At 56.6% G+C, this 17,182-nt stretch carries 23 protein-coding genes and 1 pseudogene; 14 read left to right on the top strand and 10 right to left on the bottom strand.

Features of this window, described 5'->3' with window-relative positions; genetic code table 11:
- Positions 1-53 precede the first annotated feature (53 nt).
- Together VDP81_RS09500 and VDP81_RS09495 are read left to right on the top strand one after the other, a co-directional pair.
- Complete coding sequence (locus VDP81_RS09500; protein WP_322996087.1) at positions 54-335, top strand: type II toxin-antitoxin system Phd/YefM family antitoxin; 282 nt, start codon at positions 54-56, stop codon at positions 333-335.
- A complete protein-coding gene (locus tag VDP81_RS09495) occupies positions 319-597 on the top strand; it encodes a Txe/YoeB family addiction module toxin (RefSeq protein ID WP_322996086.1) in 279 nt (92 codons plus the stop codon). The genes VDP81_RS09500 and VDP81_RS09495 overlap by 17 nt, the downstream gene beginning before the upstream one ends.
- Positions 598-1,043: 446 nt before the next feature.
- Here the strand turns inward: VDP81_RS09495 and VDP81_RS09490 are convergent, their stop codons facing one another.
- Together VDP81_RS09490 and VDP81_RS09485 are read right to left on the bottom strand one after the other, a co-directional pair.
- On the bottom strand, positions 1,044-1,418 hold the full coding sequence (locus tag VDP81_RS09490) for a transcriptional regulator (protein WP_322996085.1): 375 nt from the start codon (positions 1,416-1,418) through the stop codon (positions 1,044-1,046).
- A gap of 3 nt (positions 1,419-1,421) precedes the next feature.
- Positions 1,422-1,724: a type II toxin-antitoxin system HigB family toxin gene (locus VDP81_RS09485; protein ID WP_322996084.1), complete on the bottom strand. Its 303-nt coding sequence runs from the start codon at positions 1,722-1,724 to the stop codon at positions 1,422-1,424.
- Between the two features lie 242 nt (positions 1,725-1,966).
- Here VDP81_RS09485 and ypfH point away from each other — a divergent pair, with 242 nt between their 5' ends.
- Complete coding sequence (gene ypfH, locus VDP81_RS09480) at positions 1,967-2,722, top strand: esterase (protein WP_323012150.1); 756 nt, start codon at positions 1,967-1,969, stop codon at positions 2,720-2,722.
- Positions 2,723-2,849: 127 nt separating this feature from the next.
- Here the strand turns inward: ypfH and VDP81_RS09475 are convergent, their stop codons facing one another.
- Entirely contained in the window at positions 2,850-3,467 is a 618-nt protein-coding gene (locus tag VDP81_RS09475; protein ID WP_323012149.1) for a cold shock and DUF1294 domain-containing protein, read from the bottom strand.
- A gap of 87 nt (positions 3,468-3,554) precedes the next feature.
- Between VDP81_RS09475 and VDP81_RS09470 the strand changes: the two are divergent.
- From VDP81_RS09470 to VDP81_RS09450, 5 genes and pseudogenes are all read left to right on the top strand, one after another.
- Positions 3,555-3,785 (top strand): annotated as a pseudogene (locus VDP81_RS09470) (IS1634 family transposase); the annotation flags it as partial.
- 127 nt (positions 3,786-3,912) lie between these two features.
- The gene (locus tag VDP81_RS09465; protein WP_323012148.1) at positions 3,913-5,319 is read left to right on the top strand and encodes an MBOAT family O-acyltransferase; all 1,407 of its coding nucleotides are present in this window, start codon (positions 3,913-3,915) and stop codon (positions 5,317-5,319) included.
- Positions 5,306-6,508: an SGNH family hydrolase gene (locus tag VDP81_RS09460; protein WP_323012147.1), complete on the top strand. Its 1,203-nt coding sequence runs from the start codon at positions 5,306-5,308 to the stop codon at positions 6,506-6,508. The genes VDP81_RS09465 and VDP81_RS09460 overlap by 14 nt, the downstream gene beginning before the upstream one ends.
- Positions 6,509-6,529: 21 nt before the next feature.
- A complete protein-coding gene (locus VDP81_RS09455; RefSeq protein ID WP_323012146.1) occupies positions 6,530-7,372 on the top strand; it encodes a hypothetical protein in 843 nt (280 codons plus the stop codon).
- Between the two features lies 1 nt (position 7,373).
- Positions 7,374-7,799 carry a hypothetical protein gene (locus VDP81_RS09450; RefSeq protein ID WP_323012145.1) on the top strand — a complete coding sequence of 142 codons (426 nt, stop codon included), beginning with the start codon at positions 7,374-7,376 and terminating at the stop codon, positions 7,797-7,799.
- Positions 7,800-7,834: 35 nt separating this feature from the next.
- Here the strand turns inward: VDP81_RS09450 and VDP81_RS09445 are convergent, their stop codons facing one another.
- On the bottom strand, positions 7,835-7,996 hold the full coding sequence (locus VDP81_RS09445; protein ID WP_323012144.1) for a hypothetical protein: 162 nt from the start codon (positions 7,994-7,996) through the stop codon (positions 7,835-7,837).
- Positions 7,997-8,253: 257 nt separating this feature from the next.
- On the opposite strand from VDP81_RS09445, the gene VDP81_RS09440 reads away from it, so the two are divergent.
- Genes VDP81_RS09440 through VDP81_RS09430 form a run of 4 tightly spaced genes read left to right on the top strand, consistent with a single transcriptional unit; the run spans position 8,254 to position 11,307 of the window.
- Entirely contained in the window at positions 8,254-8,685 is a 432-nt protein-coding gene (locus VDP81_RS09440; RefSeq protein WP_323012143.1) for a sugar dehydrogenase complex small subunit, read from the top strand.
- An 18-nt stretch (positions 8,686-8,703) separates the two neighbouring features.
- Positions 8,704-9,306 (top strand): FAD-dependent oxidoreductase, encoded by a 603-nt coding sequence (locus tag VDP81_RS15360; protein WP_416233225.1) that lies wholly within the window; start codon positions 8,704-8,706, stop codon positions 9,304-9,306.
- Positions 9,194-10,330: a GMC oxidoreductase gene (locus VDP81_RS09435; RefSeq protein ID WP_416233248.1), complete on the top strand. Its 1,137-nt coding sequence runs from the start codon at positions 9,194-9,196 to the stop codon at positions 10,328-10,330. Before VDP81_RS15360 ends, VDP81_RS09435 begins: the two co-directional genes overlap by 113 nt.
- Positions 10,331-10,356: 26 nt before the next feature.
- Positions 10,357-11,307, top strand: a complete 951-nt coding sequence (locus tag VDP81_RS09430) for a hypothetical protein (protein ID WP_323012141.1) — start codon at positions 10,357-10,359, stop codon at positions 11,305-11,307.
- Positions 11,308-11,338: 31 nt separating this feature from the next.
- On the opposite strand, the gene VDP81_RS09425 is transcribed toward VDP81_RS09430, so the two are convergent.
- Positions 11,339-12,220 carry a M23 family metallopeptidase gene (locus tag VDP81_RS09425; protein WP_323012140.1) on the bottom strand — a complete coding sequence of 294 codons (882 nt, stop codon included), beginning with the start codon at positions 12,218-12,220 and terminating at the stop codon, positions 11,339-11,341.
- A gap of 145 nt (positions 12,221-12,365) precedes the next feature.
- Positions 12,366-13,052 carry a metallophosphoesterase gene (locus VDP81_RS09420; protein WP_323012139.1) on the bottom strand — a complete coding sequence of 229 codons (687 nt, stop codon included), beginning with the start codon at positions 13,050-13,052 and terminating at the stop codon, positions 12,366-12,368.
- A gap of 134 nt (positions 13,053-13,186) precedes the next feature.
- On the opposite strand from VDP81_RS09420, the gene VDP81_RS09415 reads away from it, so the two are divergent.
- Both VDP81_RS09415 and VDP81_RS09410 read left to right on the top strand, forming a co-directional pair.
- Positions 13,187-13,990 (top strand): hypothetical protein, encoded by an 804-nt coding sequence (locus VDP81_RS09415; protein ID WP_323012138.1) that lies wholly within the window; start codon positions 13,187-13,189, stop codon positions 13,988-13,990.
- Positions 13,991-14,021: 31 nt separating this feature from the next.
- Positions 14,022-14,342 carry a cupin domain-containing protein gene (locus tag VDP81_RS09410; protein WP_323012137.1) on the top strand — a complete coding sequence of 107 codons (321 nt, stop codon included), beginning with the start codon at positions 14,022-14,024 and terminating at the stop codon, positions 14,340-14,342.
- A 10-nt stretch (positions 14,343-14,352) separates the two neighbouring features.
- Here VDP81_RS09410 and VDP81_RS09405 read toward each other — a convergent pair whose 3' ends face one another.
- The 4 genes from VDP81_RS09405 to VDP81_RS09390 form a co-directional block, all read right to left on the bottom strand.
- A complete protein-coding gene (locus VDP81_RS09405) occupies positions 14,353-14,739 on the bottom strand; it encodes a hypothetical protein (protein ID WP_322996079.1) in 387 nt (128 codons plus the stop codon).
- A gap of 9 nt (positions 14,740-14,748) precedes the next feature.
- A complete protein-coding gene (locus tag VDP81_RS09400) occupies positions 14,749-15,090 on the bottom strand; it encodes a zinc ribbon domain-containing protein YjdM (protein WP_322996078.1) in 342 nt (113 codons plus the stop codon).
- A gap of 69 nt (positions 15,091-15,159) precedes the next feature.
- Positions 15,160-16,263, bottom strand: coding sequence for a tRNA epoxyqueuosine(34) reductase QueG (queG, locus tag VDP81_RS09395; RefSeq protein WP_323012136.1), 1,104 nt, complete (start codon positions 16,261-16,263; stop codon positions 15,160-15,162).
- Positions 16,264-16,402: 139 nt separating this feature from the next.
- A complete protein-coding gene (locus tag VDP81_RS09390; RefSeq protein ID WP_323012135.1) occupies positions 16,403-17,176 on the bottom strand; it encodes an NYN domain-containing protein in 774 nt (257 codons plus the stop codon).
- Positions 17,177-17,182: the final 6 nt, after the last annotated feature.

Genomic DNA, 17,182 nt, shown 5'->3' with positions numbered 1-17,182 from the left:
GTCAGCATACAATGAATTTGTACAATAATACTGTACAGCTAAAGGAGTCCGTCATGACCATTGAAACCACTTACAGCCAGGCACGCGAGCAGCTCAAAACATTAATGGACCGTGCAGTGAATGACCGAGAAGTCGTCGTGGTGCGCCGCCGCTCGGGCGATGCAGTCGCCATGATCGCTGCCGACGAGCTGCAAAGTCTGCTAGAGACTGCACATCTGTTACGCTCGCCAAAAAACGCAGAACGCTTGCTCGCAGCCCTGGCGCGCGCCCGAACCGGCGATCTCGCGCCCACGACTACCGACACCCTCGAGAAGCGCTATGGCCTCCAAGACTGAAGCCAAGCGCATTGCAGTCTTTCAACCTGAATTCCTGGAAGACTTAAGCTATTGGGTCGAAACTGAACGGCGTACTGCCAAGCGATTGCTGGGGCTGGTCAAAGCAGTCGTGGACGACCCATTCAAGGGCATCGGCAATCCCGAACCGCTGAAGTATCTCGGCTCAGATGTCTGGTCGCGACGGATCACACAAGAGCATCGCTGTGTCTATCTGGTAAAAGTTGATCGAATCGAGTTTCTGCAGGGGCGTTACCATTACTGAACAGCGCACTGCCAAGCATCACAATTCTTGCGCCACCACAGTGTCATACAAGCCAAGATGCGTTCATCGGAGGCTTATAAACAGAGGACGAAATCGAGGCGCTGTTGCCGTGGAATACTCATGACCAAGATTTAGTCATGAATCTCGCCGCCTGGGAATAATGGGGAAGATGCACTGCTTACGCCTTCCCTCAGTGTCATGCCAGGATGTGGGTGATTTACTCTCTATCCATGCCTTGATACCTTGATTTGCACAATAAGCAGGATGAGAGGACTACCGTTGGGTGGCGCTGCAGAAACTCTCTGCCACTCCATATTTACCGATACTGCGAACTACCATGGGACGAATTCGCGTTACGGATCCCTCCTCCTCTTTGTCCTTGTTGCTGGTCTCGAGATCGTCCGGAACTCAGGCTGCCCGGGTGAGGTGGATTGTGCATCCGAAATTCATCCGCGCAAAGCAACTGGCTGGATCAAGTTCTCTGCCGGTATTCCAAGGCCCTTATGCAGTCGCCAGATCATCGGCAGGGTCAAGGATCGTTTGTGATTGAGGATCTCATAAACACGATTGCGCTGGCCTATCATGGGCTCCAGGTCTTTGGGGGTAAGCCCCCCCTGCTCCATACGAAACTTGATCGCCTCGACTGGATCAGGAAGATCAATTGGGAAGTTCTTGGCTTCATACGCCTGCACGAGCGTCGTCAAAACATCCAGACGGTCTCCATCCGAAGTGCCGATGTCTGGGTCGTGTTCCATCAGGCGGGAAATGACCTTCAACGCAGCCTTGTAATCTGCATCAGTACGAATAGGACGGATTTCCATGGTTCACTCCATTTCTACGGTTTCAGCATCGACCTTGTCATATTGAGCGTGGGTGCCGATGAACTTGATGTAGACGATGCCTAATTTGTAGGCAATGGCAACGATCAGCCGATAGTCGTTTCCTTTGATATTGAAGACGACGCGCCGGTTTTTGAGCACACTGGCACTACGATATTGAGCCTTGGCATCAGCTGGCTGCATCCACTTGGCCTGGATAGCTTCGTCAAACCACGCCTTGAGTGCTTGCTCTGCACTTGGATGGCTTTCCCAGAATTTTCGCAGGGTGGTGACGGCAATCACTCTCATAAGAGGATGATAGTCCCGTCTTGGGATCAATGCAATCTACAGATGCCTTGCAAGCAATCTTTACCCGTCCATTCAAATCATGCCTATCCCGCATGGAGAACGCGTTGTGATTCAGGGACCGACTGCACCACCAAGTACATTAAGCCCAATCGTTTTCGGTTGGGCTTAATGTCGTCTGGAGGGGGCGACTGGGGTGAAACGCTGGTGATACCATGAATCCTGTCTGTGCCCCGGAGTCTTCCATGTCCAATCCCCCTGATGCAAGGCCAGATCCGCTGCTCATCCTGCCTGCCGACGGCTCGCCGACCCAGTTGTTCATCCTGCTGCATGGCGAATCCGCCGAGCCCGGCCAGATGCTGGACCTGGTTGCAGCCATCCGTTCAGGCTTTCCGCAGGCCGTGATCATCCAGCCCTACGGGCCTTTCGGCGACGGCGACACACGCCGCTGGATTGCCGAGGCGGCCCCGGATGCGGACGCTTATGTGGGCTTGATCTCGGCCGCCGCCACCGCGATAGCTGCCGACATCGCCGCCTGGCAGAGCCAGCACGGCCTGGACGGCGAGCAGACGGCGCTGGTCGGTTTTTCGGAAGGCGCCGCCGTGGCACTGGAAGCCGTGTGTGCGACGTCGGACCTGGCGGGCCGGGCGATCCTGTTTTCCACGCGCTTTGCCACGCTGCCCAGCGATGCGCCGCGAACGGCAACACTACATCTGCTGCACGGCGCGGAGGACCGCATTGCGCCGATGGATCAGGCACGCCAAGTCCATGCTCGCCTGGCGGAACTGCAGGGCGACGTGACCCTGGATATCGCCTCGGGCGTTGGTCACGACCTGCACGCCGCGCTGATCCACCAGGCCATTGTCCGGCTGCAAACCTGCGTGCCCCTGCGCCTCTGGGAAAACGCGCAGGGTGCGCCCAGCCTGCACATCGACGAGTACAGCGCGGATGACCCCCATCCCAGCGGCGGCCTCGGCCTCGGCCCGGAGACGCTGCACTGACGACGCTGCGCAGCCGTCACATCCAGCACACGCCCGGCTGCGCAGCAGCCACGGTGTTGGATACCATGCTCTTATGCTGCAAGAAGCCCAAGGCCAACTAAGAAGGCTTTTTGGCCATTCTGTAGAATCACAATTGGATAGCAAAGAGCTCATTCAAGATCTCAGCACCCAAGGGCGACAACAACCAGCCAAGCGCTCCACAATTAAGCACGACAGTCGCCCAAAAAATGACTTGAAAGGAAACCTTGGACGACTTATGCCGAAGTAGCCTCTGCGCGATCAAGGCGCCAGGCCAGCCACCAAGAAGGGCAAATAAGTGCAATGTCCTTTCTCGGGTTCGCCATTGATGCCGTAAGGCAGCAGATTTATCCCTGGCGTAGGAGAGGAAGGCAACAATACTTGCAACGATATAAAGCGCGAGCACAGCGTTGGGAATCCAGCCTACAAGAGCAGCACCAGCAATCAAAATCAAAAAACACACAGCAAGTACAGCAAGAAGGTCACTGCGTCCCGATGCTTTGGACATCGTGGCCCGCTCACCAATAAACGCAACCGCTTTCGCTTGAGAGCGACCTTTAGCATCAGCACCGAGTTCGTAGGTAACGAACTCGTCTATCTCCGGCCGACGCAGTCGGTTGGAAAATGAGTTGATATGTACGAAGACTTGTTCCCCACCACCGCTGGGTGCGATGAAGCCAAACCCTCTGTCATCCTTCCATGTAGTAATTTGACCTTGATGACGCATATCGATCCAATGAACAGGCTGTTCTCTAACTGATTTTATTTATCAGCCTCAGAATAATAATGCATACTTCCGAGCCATAAACCCCCCGTAACTGAACTGCATCTGCGATGCATCATCCGGGTAGATCTCAAAAGCGAACTCTTCACCTATCAGATCGACGAGTCGGCACTGGCCTTGGCGCGCGCCATGGATGGCAAACTGCTGCTGGTGACTAATGTCCCGGACCTATCGCCACAGGACGTGGTGAGTCGCTACAAGTCTCTGGCCGACATCGAGCGCGGCTTCAAGGTGCTCAAACCCGACATTGAGATCGGCCCCCGACCAGAAGTTCCCTAAGGCCCCACGCAGAGATTGACCGTCATCAGCTTTTTTCTTAACCTGCTGCCATCCGAGTTTAGCCTGTTTTCTCTTACAATCTTTCGGCCACTTGGCTGCGCAATTTTTCATGAATTTTCTTTCACTGGAGTTTTCCAGTTTTTTCTTGCTGTTCCTGGTTTTGTACTGGAGCTGTGTGCGTTGGCCCGACGTACAAAATGTCCTGTTGCTGGCCGCCAGCTATTTCATTTTGGCCAGTGCCCACCCGTGGTTTGTCTTGATGGTCATTGCCTATTCGCTGGGCATCTATGCCTGCGGTCATGCCATTGTGCGCACGCGGGGAAAGAACCGCCTGGCTCTGATCTTGGCCCTGACGCTGGCCACCCTGAATCTGGCGATTTTCAAATATTTTGATTTTTTTCGCGACAGCATCAATACCGCCTTGATGGCAGCGGGTCTGACCTCCTGGATTCCTGCTATCCAGATTATGGTTCCGCTAGGGATCTCGTTTTATACCTTTCATTCCATCAGCTATCTGGTCGCCTTGCAGCGGGCAGAAATCCAGGCTGTATCCCTACCGACCTTGGCCCTTTACCTAGCCTTTTTCCCCAGCATCGTGGCAGGACCCATCAACCGCGCCCAGGTCTTTTTGCCACAAATCGACTGTAAGAACCCACGGCAACTGATGCAATACCAAAAAGGTCTGTTGCTAATTGCGCTGGCCATCGCCAAAGTAGTCTGCCTGGGCGCCTGGCTGGCCAATGCCTGGGCCGACCCGGTATTTGCCGACCCGGACGGCTACCACGCCCTGGATGCCTTGCTGGGCTTGCTGGCGTATTCATGGCAGCTATACCTTAATTTTTCAGGCTATACCGACCTAGTCACGGGCCTGGCCCTGCTGCTGGGGTTCAAGCTGCCGGTCAATTTTCGTGCGCCGTATCTGGCCAGCAACCTGCGCCATTTCTGGGAACGCTGGCACATTAGTCTGTCCACCTGGATACGCGATTATGTGTATATCCCCCTGGGGGGGTCACACCTGGGTTGGTGGCGTACTCAGGTCAATTTGATGATTGCCCTGTTGCTGTCGGGGCTGTGGCACGGGTCAAGTGCCAACTTCTTGATCTGGGGCGGTATCCACGGCCTGGGCATGGTGCTGCTGAACATGGGCGACCGCTGGCTGGGCCGCGACCGGGTGCAAAACACCATGCCCGTGCTGGCCAATGCCAGCACGTTTTTGCTGGTTTCCATCGCCTGGATTTTTTTCCGTAGCACAGATTTGACCCAGAGCCTGGCTTTTCTGAACACCCTCAGCACCCACTACAGCCAGACCCTGCAATTCAATTCACCCTTGTATCTGTTTGGCCTATGGATCGTATTACGGCTTTATCCCTTGCTAGCGCAGGGGACACAGTGGGGGCTGGATCATGTCCATCGTCTGCACTGGGCCGTTCTGCCCCTGCCCATTGGCCTGCTGGTCTGGCTAGCCCTGTTTTTATCTCCCCCGGGGATACCCTCATTTATCTATGCCAGCTTCTAAACCCGACACCCCGCCCGCTCTACCTACAGCAACCCCATTGGGCCGGGCCCTGTCGGGCCTGTTTGTCACGCTGCTTTCGGTGGCGATCGGTCTGGCTTGGCTGATGCAAGGGTCAATCGACGAATACTGGCGCCAAACCTATCACCAGGAACCACCCTGGAGCGCCTGGTCGGCCGGGCCCATCGGGCAATTGGGTGCGCAATGGCAACAGGGCATGGACGCCAAGCGACAAGCCTGGGTCGAGCGTTGGCAGCAATTTGACACACACGCCACGCAGATCCTCCCCTTGCTGTGGCAGACAGCACCAGCCCTCCACCCCACAGCAGACTTAGCTTCAAACCTTTATGCTGGCACAGCGGACATTCTGCCCTCAGACCCCCCCCTGGCTACTGTCCCGACATTGGCCTCAGAACCCGTTTTGGCCCCCGAAACCCCTTTGGCCACACAGGATTTCCCCCCACTCCAGGCCAACCCTGAAACAGAGCCAGACCCAGTTTTTCCAGAGTCTGTCAACGCGGCAACGCCCCATGAAACCATCGTATTGAATAAAACAGACCGTGTCTTCTTTGTGGGGGATTCGATGATGCAAGGCGTGGCCCCGCATGTGCGCCGTGTTCTGACCAAAGAATACGGCATCGAAAGCCTGGACCTGAGCAAACAAAGCACCGGTCTGGCCTACCCCGGCTTTTTCAACTGGCCCAAAACAGTAGAAACCACATTTGATCAATACCCGGATATCCGCTTGATGGTGGTGTTTTTAGGGCCCAACGACCCTTGGGCCTTTGCCGTAGAAAAAGGCCAACCCTATGCCAAATTCAAATCCGAAGCCTGGGAAACCGCATACCGTGCCCGTATCCGTACCCTGCTGGATACAGCCCGCGCCCACCAAGCCACCATCATCTGGCTGCAAGCCCCTGTCATGAAAAACAAAAAACTGGACGATGGCATGCGATATCTGAACACGCTATATGCCACCGAGGTAGACGCCGCCCAAGGAATCATTATCGACAGCAACCAAGCCCTGGGCCAGACCGCCGGCAAATTTAATGCATACGCCGATATCGACCACAAAAAGGTCAAAGTGCGTATCGACGACGGCGTACACTTTACCGTCACGGGGCAAAAACTGCTGTCTCAGGCTATTTTGACACGCATTCAGGGACCAGCCCCCAACACACCACAAGATTGAAACCAAACCACTGCATTTTCCATGTTTTCATTACGGCATCACACGGCCCGATGGGCTGCTCTGGCAAGCATCAGCACCAGCCTGCTACTGCTTGCCAGCTGCTCGGCCCCGCCCCCCCCAGAATCGCTGACACCACGCCGCGTTCCTTCACCGCCCCCCGACTACCAGCGCCCAACCCATCACCTGGGCCTGCAAGATTTTGGCGACCCTCATGCCACCGCCTTAAAACAACACCTGCAGGCAGGCCGCCTCTTACGCATTGTCCAACTGGGTGATTCACACACGGCATCCGATACATTCACCAAGGGCTTGCGGTCACGCCTGCAAGCCGACATGGGCGATGCCGGCATCGGCTGGATCACCCCCATGAATGTACGCGGCATGGGACACAGCCTAGTCAAAACTCAGTCGAAAGACTGGCAGCTCACCAGCAGCCGCACCGATACATCCAACCATTTTCCCTTGGGCGGCTATATTGCCCGGGCCAGCAAGAAAAACGCTTGGATACGGGTCGATAGCCACCAGCCGAACACCCAGCGTTACCGGGCGACGCTGCTGCTGCGCCAAACGGCCGATGCCCAGGCCTTGCACGTCAGCAGCCGCGCAGGTCGCTACACCCTGGCCGCCCCCCAGACCAAGACCGAACCGATTGGCGGCTGGGCCTATGTCAGCACCTTGGTGCAACTGCCCTTTACCTTGACAGCCCCTGACGCCGAAAAAACTGAACTCGGGGGTATTTGGCTAGAAAAAGACACTCAGCACGGTGTATTGGTTTCACCCATCGGCAGCAATGGGGCACGTCAAGACATCTGGGCCAAATGGCAGGCCGACTGGCCGGCCCAACCTGACCGCCACCCAGGCTGATTTGGTCATCATCGCCTATGGCACAAACGAATCTTTTGACCCGGATCTGGACCTAACTGCCCTGCAAGCATCACTGACAGCCGGCATCCGCACCGTGCGTAACGCACTGCCCCAAGCAGCCGTTTTGCTGATTGCCGCCCCCGACGCCCTACAAGCTGCCACGGACGATCATCTGCCTTGTGCCCATCGGCGACCACCGCATCACAAAGCGGTCAAACAGGCCCAATTAACCGTGGCCAAATCCCAGCACACCCTTTATTGGGATTGGGAAAGCGCCATGGGGGGGGCTTGCCCCATGCTGGATTGGCAAGCACGCGGCCTGGTCGGCAAGGATCTGGTGCACTTCACCCTGGATGGCTACCAGGAAAGTGCGCGTCGGCTATATCTGGATTTGAAACGCTGGAAGCGGCAAGGCGGGCTCGAGTAGCCATTTTTCAAGAGCCTGAAGCAGTGTCTGTCAAGCTAGTCCGATACCTCGCGCCAGTAGTCGATGGCCCGCGCGATGCCGTTGCACACGATCATTGCCCGCGCCTTGGCATCACTCACGCCAGACCGCCCGTTGATGAACCGGGAAAACTGTACGCGCGACACGCCCAGCTGCGAGGCAGCCTCAGTCGTGTACATGAGCAGTTGTATTCTATCGAATACAGCAAAACAAGAACGTAAGCGGGTTTATTTGCTCATCCGTTCAAACTATGCCTATTTTGCATGGAGAACCAGATGAACGCGCCAAAATGCCCATCAGTGCTCTGAATGATCACATTCAGAGGACCGCACCCTAGCTGCAACGGGCTTCATCAATGCGAAAGCACGGCCACCTCGGGTTATCATGAACCTGGGGTCGGCATCCAGCCGCCCTTCTACCAAAGACGGGCATCTGCATGGATACACAACGCCGCTCCCTGATGTTGGGCACTCTTTCCACGCTAACGCTGGGACTGCCTAAGGCCGGATGGGCGCAAGACGTCCCGATGCCGCTCGACACGTTCATTCAGTTCAGCGCCGAACTCTGCGGACGCCCCCCGGAAGCGCTGGATCGCGGCATGGCGCAGCGCATTCTGCATGCACTCGAAGACCAGGGAAAACTCTCCCGCCTGCAGGCGCTGTACCAGAACGTAAAAAACGACACGCCCCTGGCCGACGAATTGCGGGCTGCCTGGTTTTCCGGTTCGATACAGACCTCCGATGGCGCCGTCCTGGTGGGTTTCGTGCACGCCCTGGCCTGGGGCAGCGCCTCGTTCCTGCACGCACCGGGCAGTTGCGGCGGGCCGACCGGCTACTGGTCCGAAGCACCCCAGACTCCATCTACCTGAAACTTCCAAGAAAAACGCATGACCCAACCTTTACAAGCGGATGTTGTCATTGTCGGCTCCGGCATCGCTGGCGCGCTGGCCGCCACGCGGCTGGCGCAAGCCGGCCTGCGGATTCTCATCATTGAGGCCGGGCAAACCCGTGGACCGCAATCAAGCGGTGCAACATTTCCGGGATGCCGCCATCAAGGTGCCCGAATGCGCCTACCCAGTGCAGCCCGAGGCCATCCATCCCACCTCGGACCGCCTGGGCGATTGGTATCAGCAGGAAGGCCCCGACTTCTTCAAGAGCACCTACCTGAAGGTGGTGGGGGGTACCACCTGGCACTGGCTAGGCACCTGCCTGCGCCTCGTGCCCAGCGACTTTCAGACACAAACCCGGTTCGGCCGCGGGGTGGATTGGCCGATCACGTATGCCGACCTGGAGCCCTTCTACCTGCAAGCCGAGCATGCGCTCGGGGTGTCGGGGGATTCCAGCCACGATCTGGGTTCACCGCGCAGCGGCCCGTTTCTGCTGCCGCCCATCCCGCAAACCTATCTGGACCACACGCTGGCCCAGACCCTGGGCGACACCCGCTTCGAGGTCCAGGCCACGCCACAGGCGCGCAATTCGGTCGTACATGATGAAAGACCACCATGCTGCGGCAGCTCCAGTTGCATTCCGGTCTGTCCGATCCAGGCGAAATACGACGCCACTGCCCACCTGAAAAAAGCTCAGGCGGCCGGCGCCCGCTTGCTGGATCAAAGCACAGTGGTGCAATTGATCCCGGATGCCCAGGGCCAAATCACCACCGCCCGATTCCGCCGCTGGGATCAATCCGAAGGGCAGGTTCAGGCAAGCATATTCATCCTGGCCTGCCATGCCATCGAAACCCCCCGGCTGCTGCTGGCCTCGCGGTCCGCAGCCTGGCCTGCTGGACTGGCCAACAGCTCAGACCAGGTGGGACGCAATCTGATGGACCACCCGGTCCAACTGTCGTGGGCGCTCAGTCAGGACCCGGTCTACCCCTACCGGGGGCCCCTGTCTACGTCTGGGATCGAAAATCTGCGCGACGGCGATTTTCGTCGCGATCACAGCGCCTACCGCATCGAGATCGGCAACGATGGCTGGAACTGGCCCACCGGCGGCCCACTGCCACTGGCAGCCCAGCTAGCCAGTCGCGGTCTAGATGCACAGGCTTTGGATCGTGCCCTGCAGCATGAAACGGCTCGCCACCTGCGCCTGACCGCCCTGACCGAACAACTGCCCGAAGCCGATAATCAGGTGACGCTGGATCCCCAGAAGCAAGACGTTTACGGGGTGCCACTGCCGCACATCCGCTACCGCGTCGATGATTACGCGCGCCAGGGCATGCGACAGGCCCGGCAAGATCATGAAGAAATCTTCGGGCGTCTGCGCGCCAGCGCCATACAGCACGCGCCGGATTTCTTTGGCGCCGGACACATCATGGGCACCTGCCGCATGGGATCCGATCCGCGCCATTCGGTCGTGGATGCACAATCATGCAGCCACGATCACCCCAATCTGTACGTGCTGGGTTCGAGCGTGTTCCCCACTGGAGGCACCGCCAACCCCACCCTGACCATCGCCGCCCTCAGCCTGCGAACGGCTGATATTATCGTGCAGCGATTCCGGGCGGACGCCTGAATTCGCACCCCCAACATTTGCTCATCATGTCAGACATCAATCGACAAAACCCAATCATCAAAGCCTTGCAAGACGCCATGTCGCAAGATGCGTTCCCAACAATCGAATCCGCCCAGACCTGCGCAGAGACATTCTTTATCGAGCACAACCGCCGCGCAGTGGATGACTTCCATGGCTTGTCACCCGAACAGATGAGCCAGATCCTGTACGCACCATTCGACAGCCCTGCCCTGGTTGCCTTCCAAGATAAAGTGCCTCTGAGCGCATGCAGTCAGACGCCGCTAGTCTGGTTATTTCTGCGCCTGAGAGATGCTATGGGCGATGACGGGTTAAAGCCGACGGCCAAGGGCAACCTGCCTCGCGCAGTCTGCCGCACACTGGCCGAGGACTACCGATCAACATTTCATGAAGACGACGATGGTTGGTATGGCCCCGTCAGTACAGAGACAGACTTCATCGAACTGCACATCGTGCATGTCCTTGCCACGCTGGCTGGTTTTGTCCGCAAATACAAAGGGCGGCTGATCATCAGCCAGAAATGCCGAAAATTACTAAAAAACAATGACGGTGATGGCCTGTATCCAGCCCTGCTGGAATGCTATATCCGTCAATTCAATTGGGCCTATTGGGATCGCTATCCTGATTTACCCTTCGCCCAGCAATCTTTTTTATTCACCGTATATTTGCTGGAAAAATACGGTAAAGACGAACGCCCTGTTGATTTTTACGCAAAGGCATTCCTAAGGGCTTTTCCTATGCTGCAAAGCCAGTTGCCCGAAGAGGGCCGCTACACCCGGCCGCCAGAAGAAACAGCCACACACCTGTATATTCATCGGTGTCTACGCAGATTTGCAACCTTCACTGGGCTTGCAACATTACGATTCAGACCAAATCCGGATAAAACCGACTACCTGAACCGCCACCTGATCAGCATACTCAGTACCCCACTGCTGCACGCCTGCTGGCGCTTTTCATAAAAGCTCGCCATCATGACGCAGCCACAAGGCGTTACGGCCGCCTGTCTACCACCAGCAAGGGGTCGATGCGCACATCAAACCACGTCATGCCCCAATGCACATGGGGGCCTGTGGCCCGGCCAGTTGCACCGGCCAGCCCGATGACGTGGCCTTGGCGGATCACATCACCCACACGAACATCCAGGCGTGACAGGTGAAGAAAATTAGACCCTATGCCATAGCCGTGATCAAGCAGCACCGTCCCCCCAGTCAGGTACAGATCGGGATCGGCAAACACCACCCGGCCCCCGGCGGGTGCCTTGACGGGGGTGCCTTGTGGGACAGCGATGTCCATGCCCGAATGCCCGGCCCCTGGTACGCCATTGTAGACACGTCGGCTGCCAAAGCGCCCTGACACACGCCCGCGCACGGGCCAAATGAAGGCCTGCGCGAAGCCGGTCCCCAAATCGCTGTGCGCACGCGCCTGGGCCACGCGCACCTGTTCTGCCTGGATGCGCTTGGCCAATTTGGGCGGTGGTGAAACGGTTTTGGGCGGCAGGCCACTGACCCGTTCAGTGGGCCAGTCGCGTGTCTGCACCGTGATATCGACCTGAACCGCAGCCCCCCCGGGGGGCATCACCCGCAGTTGCAAAGGCCCATTGGCATCTGCAGCCACGCCAAATACGACGGTACCGTAATCGGTCACAGACAGACTGCGTTCGCCATAGACGACCTGGCTATTGGGCGGCACCTTGCCGATCACCATGGCACCTTGCTGCACTTGTGCCGGAAAGACAATGTCTTCGACCGCAGCACGGGCAACCCCCGGCAACGAAAGCAGCAACCAGGCGAGCACGCACATGACAATGACGGGCCCACCCAGCCTTTGCAAGTAAAAATGCGCCCCACACAGCCGCATCAGACGGGCATTCATGAATGATTCCTTAATTTAATTGGCGTATTTTAGCCAGTAAATCAAAGACATGACGACGCCCTGAAGCAGGAAAATCCACAACGCTCAGTGGAGCCGTCCCCCAGCGATGCCGGAGCCGCGTTAGATCGGCGTGACAATGAAGTAATCAGCAAACCGCTTTTAGCCTCTGCAAATCCAACAGCGTGAACCTTCCATCGGCACGCCAACCACCTGTATCAATATAGAAAACATTGCCCAATTGGGTTAATTTCGGCAGAGTCGTATGCCCATGCACCACAGCTCGCACATGCTTGATCGGTTGTGTGTACTGCGCACGATAACGATCCGATGACCACAGGCAAATTTTTTCGTCATCATCACTGGGTTGTTCTCTGTGCATGGCCTGCCAGTCATCATAAGGAAAGTCAGCATGCACGATCCCGATGATGCCCTGCGCTGTTTCCACCTCTATCGCCAGAGGCAATGCACGCAGGCGCTGCGCGATCTGTTGTTTTTCGGCTGTATTGCATGCATCCAGCCATTGCCCGCCGTGCATCGTATGATCGACGCCGGGATATGGATCACCGATAGCCCTGCGCCAAGTCATCAGATCATGATTACCGCAAATAGCATGGAACCAAGGGCGATTCAGCCAATCGAGCACATGGTGCGATTCTGGTCCGCGATCAACCAGATCGCCCACCGAGAAAAGCCGATCTTCCTCCGGCGCAAACCGGATTTTTTGCAGCATAGATTCCAGCTTGCTGAAACATCCGTGAATGTCGCCCACAGCAAGATCCCGGCCTTTGGTGTTGATGCCGAATCGTTGTATGACAGGGCGGCAAAGGAGCATGCGATTTTCTGAACTACTGTGGCATGGACGATGAAGGCTATTATGACGCCCTGGCACGGGCGTTTGAACAGGCGCAAACCCGAGTACCATGCCTCGAAAAACCACACAGCACAACAGGATAGGACCTTGCTTTCATGGATAGCTTTATTGACTTCATCGACATGTACTCCTGGGCCATGCTGTTATCTATCTTTGTGATTTTGGGGGCCTCGGCCTTTCTGGGCAAGCACTTGTGGGTACGGCATAAGAAACGGGATACAGTCCTGAGCGAGGAACTAGGCATTATTCTGGGCGCCACCCTTTCCTTGTTTGGCCTGCTGATGGGGTTTATCTTGTCGATTGCCATCGACGGCTATAACAACCGCATCAGCGCAGAAGAATATGAAGCCATCGCCATTGGCAATGCCTTTCAGCGCACCACTTTGTTGGCCAATGCCAGCCAACAAACACAGGCCCAAAAGCTGCTGCATGATTATCTGGATCTGCGTATTCAGTTCTTTGATACGGCGGATGAAGAGCAGCGTGACGCCATTCGCCTGGAATCCATCCGCACACAGACCCATATGTGGAAATTGATCAGCCGGATTGCCAAAGAACACCCCAATTCGGTCATGACCAGCGCCCTGAACGCCGCCAACGATCTATACACCGCTCAACAGAAAACCATGGCCAGTTGGCGGCACCAAATCCCAGGCACTGCCTGGATTATTTTGATTCTTTTCGGCATTTGTTCTAATTTTCTGATTGGCTACAACATGCGCGGCAAATCAGACAGCAATGTCTTGCTGCTCGTGGTTCCAATCGTCACATCACTTGCCCTGTTCATGATTTCCGAAATCGACATTCCTGGCAAAGGCATGATCCACGTCACCCCCCATAACTTGGAGGCGGTCCGGGTCACAATCGATCACGGCGGACTGATGTTTCGGCCAGATTAACGTCAGAAAAATCAGTGAGGACAACCCAAATATGCTAGCTAACCTCTTTGCGAGCATGCCTGCAGATACCTCCTGCGAGGCCTTCGATGATCTGCTGGATATGCCCGGCTTGCGGATTGAACGCATTGTCTCCCATGGGCAGAAAAGCCCACCTGGCTTCTGGTATGAACAAGACGAAGACGAATGGGTTATTGTCCTGCAAGGGTCAGCCACACTGCAAGTCGAAGGCCATGACACCGCTGTTGTACTGGCACCGGGCGACCACTACTGGCTTCCGGCGGGCCTCAGGCACCGTGTGGATGCCACATCTCCCGATAGCCCCACGATCTGGCTTGCCATCCACCGGCGATAGGCCAAGGCTTTCAAGCATCGTCATAAGGCAGATCATCCGGCGCAATGCCCACATAATCCGCAGCGGGCATTTCAGTAAAACGTACCGCAGCAATGGTCGGATAGCCCGCCACCAGGGCTTTCACCACACGGTGCATGCCGTCCATGATCCGACCGGCCGGACACAAAATGATTGGGTAGGCAAGGTCAGCGGCCTGCACCAAGCACAGATGCTCAGCGATGGACCGGCATGTCGGGACAGCGTTACCGATTTCGTACCAATAAGGCTCGTCCAGTTCGCCCAGCGATTCCAGCGGGATTTCTTTGGCATCCAGGCCTGCCGCCAACACCAGCAGGCGATCCACATCCCAGGCCAGCAGCCCCTGGGGACCTTGGCGAAAATGATATTGCTTTCTCAAAACAAAGTGTCAGGCCTTTTTAAGAAACTCGGCCTTGAGCATCACCGCCATGCCATCGACCTTGCAGTCCACCTCATGATCGCCATCGACGATGCGGATGTTCTTGACCTTGGTGCCTTTTTTGATGGTGTTGGACGAGCCCTTGAGCTTCAGGTCCTTGATCAGGATGACGGCATCTCCGGTCACCAAGGGGTTGCCATTGCTGTCCAGGACCACTCGGGCCTCGTCTGATGAGTCGGCAGGCGAAGCTTCGGCAGACCATTCATGTGCGCAATGCGGACAAATATAGTGCTCGTCATCCTGGTAGGTATCCTGGGCGGCGCATTCGGGGCAATTGGGAAAATCAGTCATTGTTGGCTACAAGGCACAGCGCAAGCTGCGAGATAGTCAATAAGGGCTCCAGTATAGGCGACCACCTGCCTAGTCGCGCTGTGCCAGCGCCCAGGCAACGTGCTCGCGCACCAGGGCGCTGGCGTGGTCGGCACGGCTGAGCAGCGCGGCACGCAAGGCCTGCACCTGCTCCGGATCGGCCTGACGCAGCGCATTGCCCAGCGCCACGGCGATGTTGCGCAGCCAGCGTTCGTGGTTGATGCGCCGGATCGGCCCGCCCTCGGTGTTTTTCAAAAAAGTGGCTTCGTCCCAGGCAAACAGCGCCACAAGTTGATGGCCCACCAGCGGCGAACGCTCGTCAAAGTCGGGCAGATCGGTCGTCTGCGCGTATTTGTTCCAAGGGCAGATCGTCTGGCAATCATCGCAACCATAGATATGGTTGCCCATCAGCGGGCGCAGTTCCTCGGGGATGGGGCCATGATTTTCGATGGTGAGATAGGAAATGCAGCGGCGCGCATCGACCACGCCCGGCGCGACAATCGCCCCCGTGGGACAGATGTCGATACAGGCGGTACAGGTGCCGCAATGGGCGCTGACCGGGTCGGTGGGCTCCAGTGCAAAATCCACAAAAATTTCGCCTAAAAAGAACATCGACCCGGCATCGCGTGAGAGCACCAGGGAATGCTTGCCGCGCCAGCCCTGGCCACTGCGGCTGGCCAGCTCTTTTTCCAGCACAGGCGCCGAGTCCGAAAAAGCGCGATAACCAAATGGGCCGACCAGCGTCTCGATGCGATCGCATAATTTTCGCAGCCGCGCACGCACGACCTTGTGATAGTCGCGTCCCCGCGCATAAAGCGACACCACACCCTCGCCCGGTTGATCCAGTCTTGAAAGTTCGCGTGTTTGCCAGTCAGGTGGGGTGGTAGCACGCGGCAAATAGGGCATGCGTGCGGTAATCACGCTGATCGTGCCTGGAACCAGTTCGGCTGGACGCGCCCGCATGAGACCATGGCGCTCCATGTAATGCAGGTTGCCGTGGTAACCCAGGGCCAACCATTGCAGCAAATCCGGCTCGGCCGAGGAAAGATCCACGCCCGAGACGCCAATTTGCGAAAACCCGAGTTCGTGCGCCCAGGCTCGTATTTGCGCTAGCCATTGGCCGCTATCGGTATGGTTCGGTAAGGAAGTTGCCATGCTGCTAGTTCTGTGTAAATCGCCCATTCGTCCAGCCATATGATATGCCTAATGACACAATCATCTGCCTCAAAAGTATCAAAAGCCATTACACAAGCATTATCGCAGCCCAGATGCGGGAACACCTCTAAAGCAGCGCTCAGTGCTTGGTTTTCACCAAGCTCGCAGACCATCCCCCGGTATTTTCCTTATGCACGGAAAGTAGGTCATACGTTCTCAGCATCTCCAACAAACCTGTATGCCCGTATGTCTTTGGTGAAAAGGCTGGGTCAGTGCGCTTAAGATATTGTCCGAGCTGACCAAGATGGACTTTATCGTCCGCTGACTCACTAGCAAGCAAGGTGACTGCTTTAACAACAAAAATAGGCCGTTGCTGACGATTTGGCTTGTCATTTACTATATCCTCGGCGCCCGCTATCTTTTGCTTACAGTCCTCTGGGCTCGCATCCCCGAGCCGTGTAGTCACGCCCTCCTCGCGGATCCATTCAAAGAATTGATCGCTGGCATTACGCAGAGCGCTTGGCGTCTTGGGTTCTCCAATGATGTAAACCATGGCTCCACGTTCGCGTAGCTTACGACAAAGATAGGCAAAGTCCGAGTCACTGGTGATTAGACAGAATACATCAGCTTGCTCGTCAAATAGGGCCTCAAGCGCATCCAGTGCGAGCGCAAGATCGGCCGTATTTTTACCAGAGGCATATTGGTATTGCAGACAAGGGGTAAATGCGGAAGAAACAAGCACGTCACGCCACTTATCGGCCAAGGTTCTTTGATTGCCATAACCGCGTCGTATTGTGGCTCTGCCAAACTGTGCTGATATCAGGAGTGCATATTCCAGGATATCTGGTGAAACGTTGTCGCAGTCAATCAAGATCGCGACACGCGATGCTGCTTCCGTCTGGATGTAATTCACAAAATC

The sequence above is a fragment of the Castellaniella sp. genome (genome assembly GCF_034675845.1).
Classification (GTDB): domain Bacteria; phylum Pseudomonadota; class Gammaproteobacteria; order Burkholderiales; family Burkholderiaceae_B; genus Castellaniella.
The sequence above is the reverse complement of the archived record's forward strand: the minus strand, read 5'-3'. Positions and strand labels throughout refer to the sequence as shown.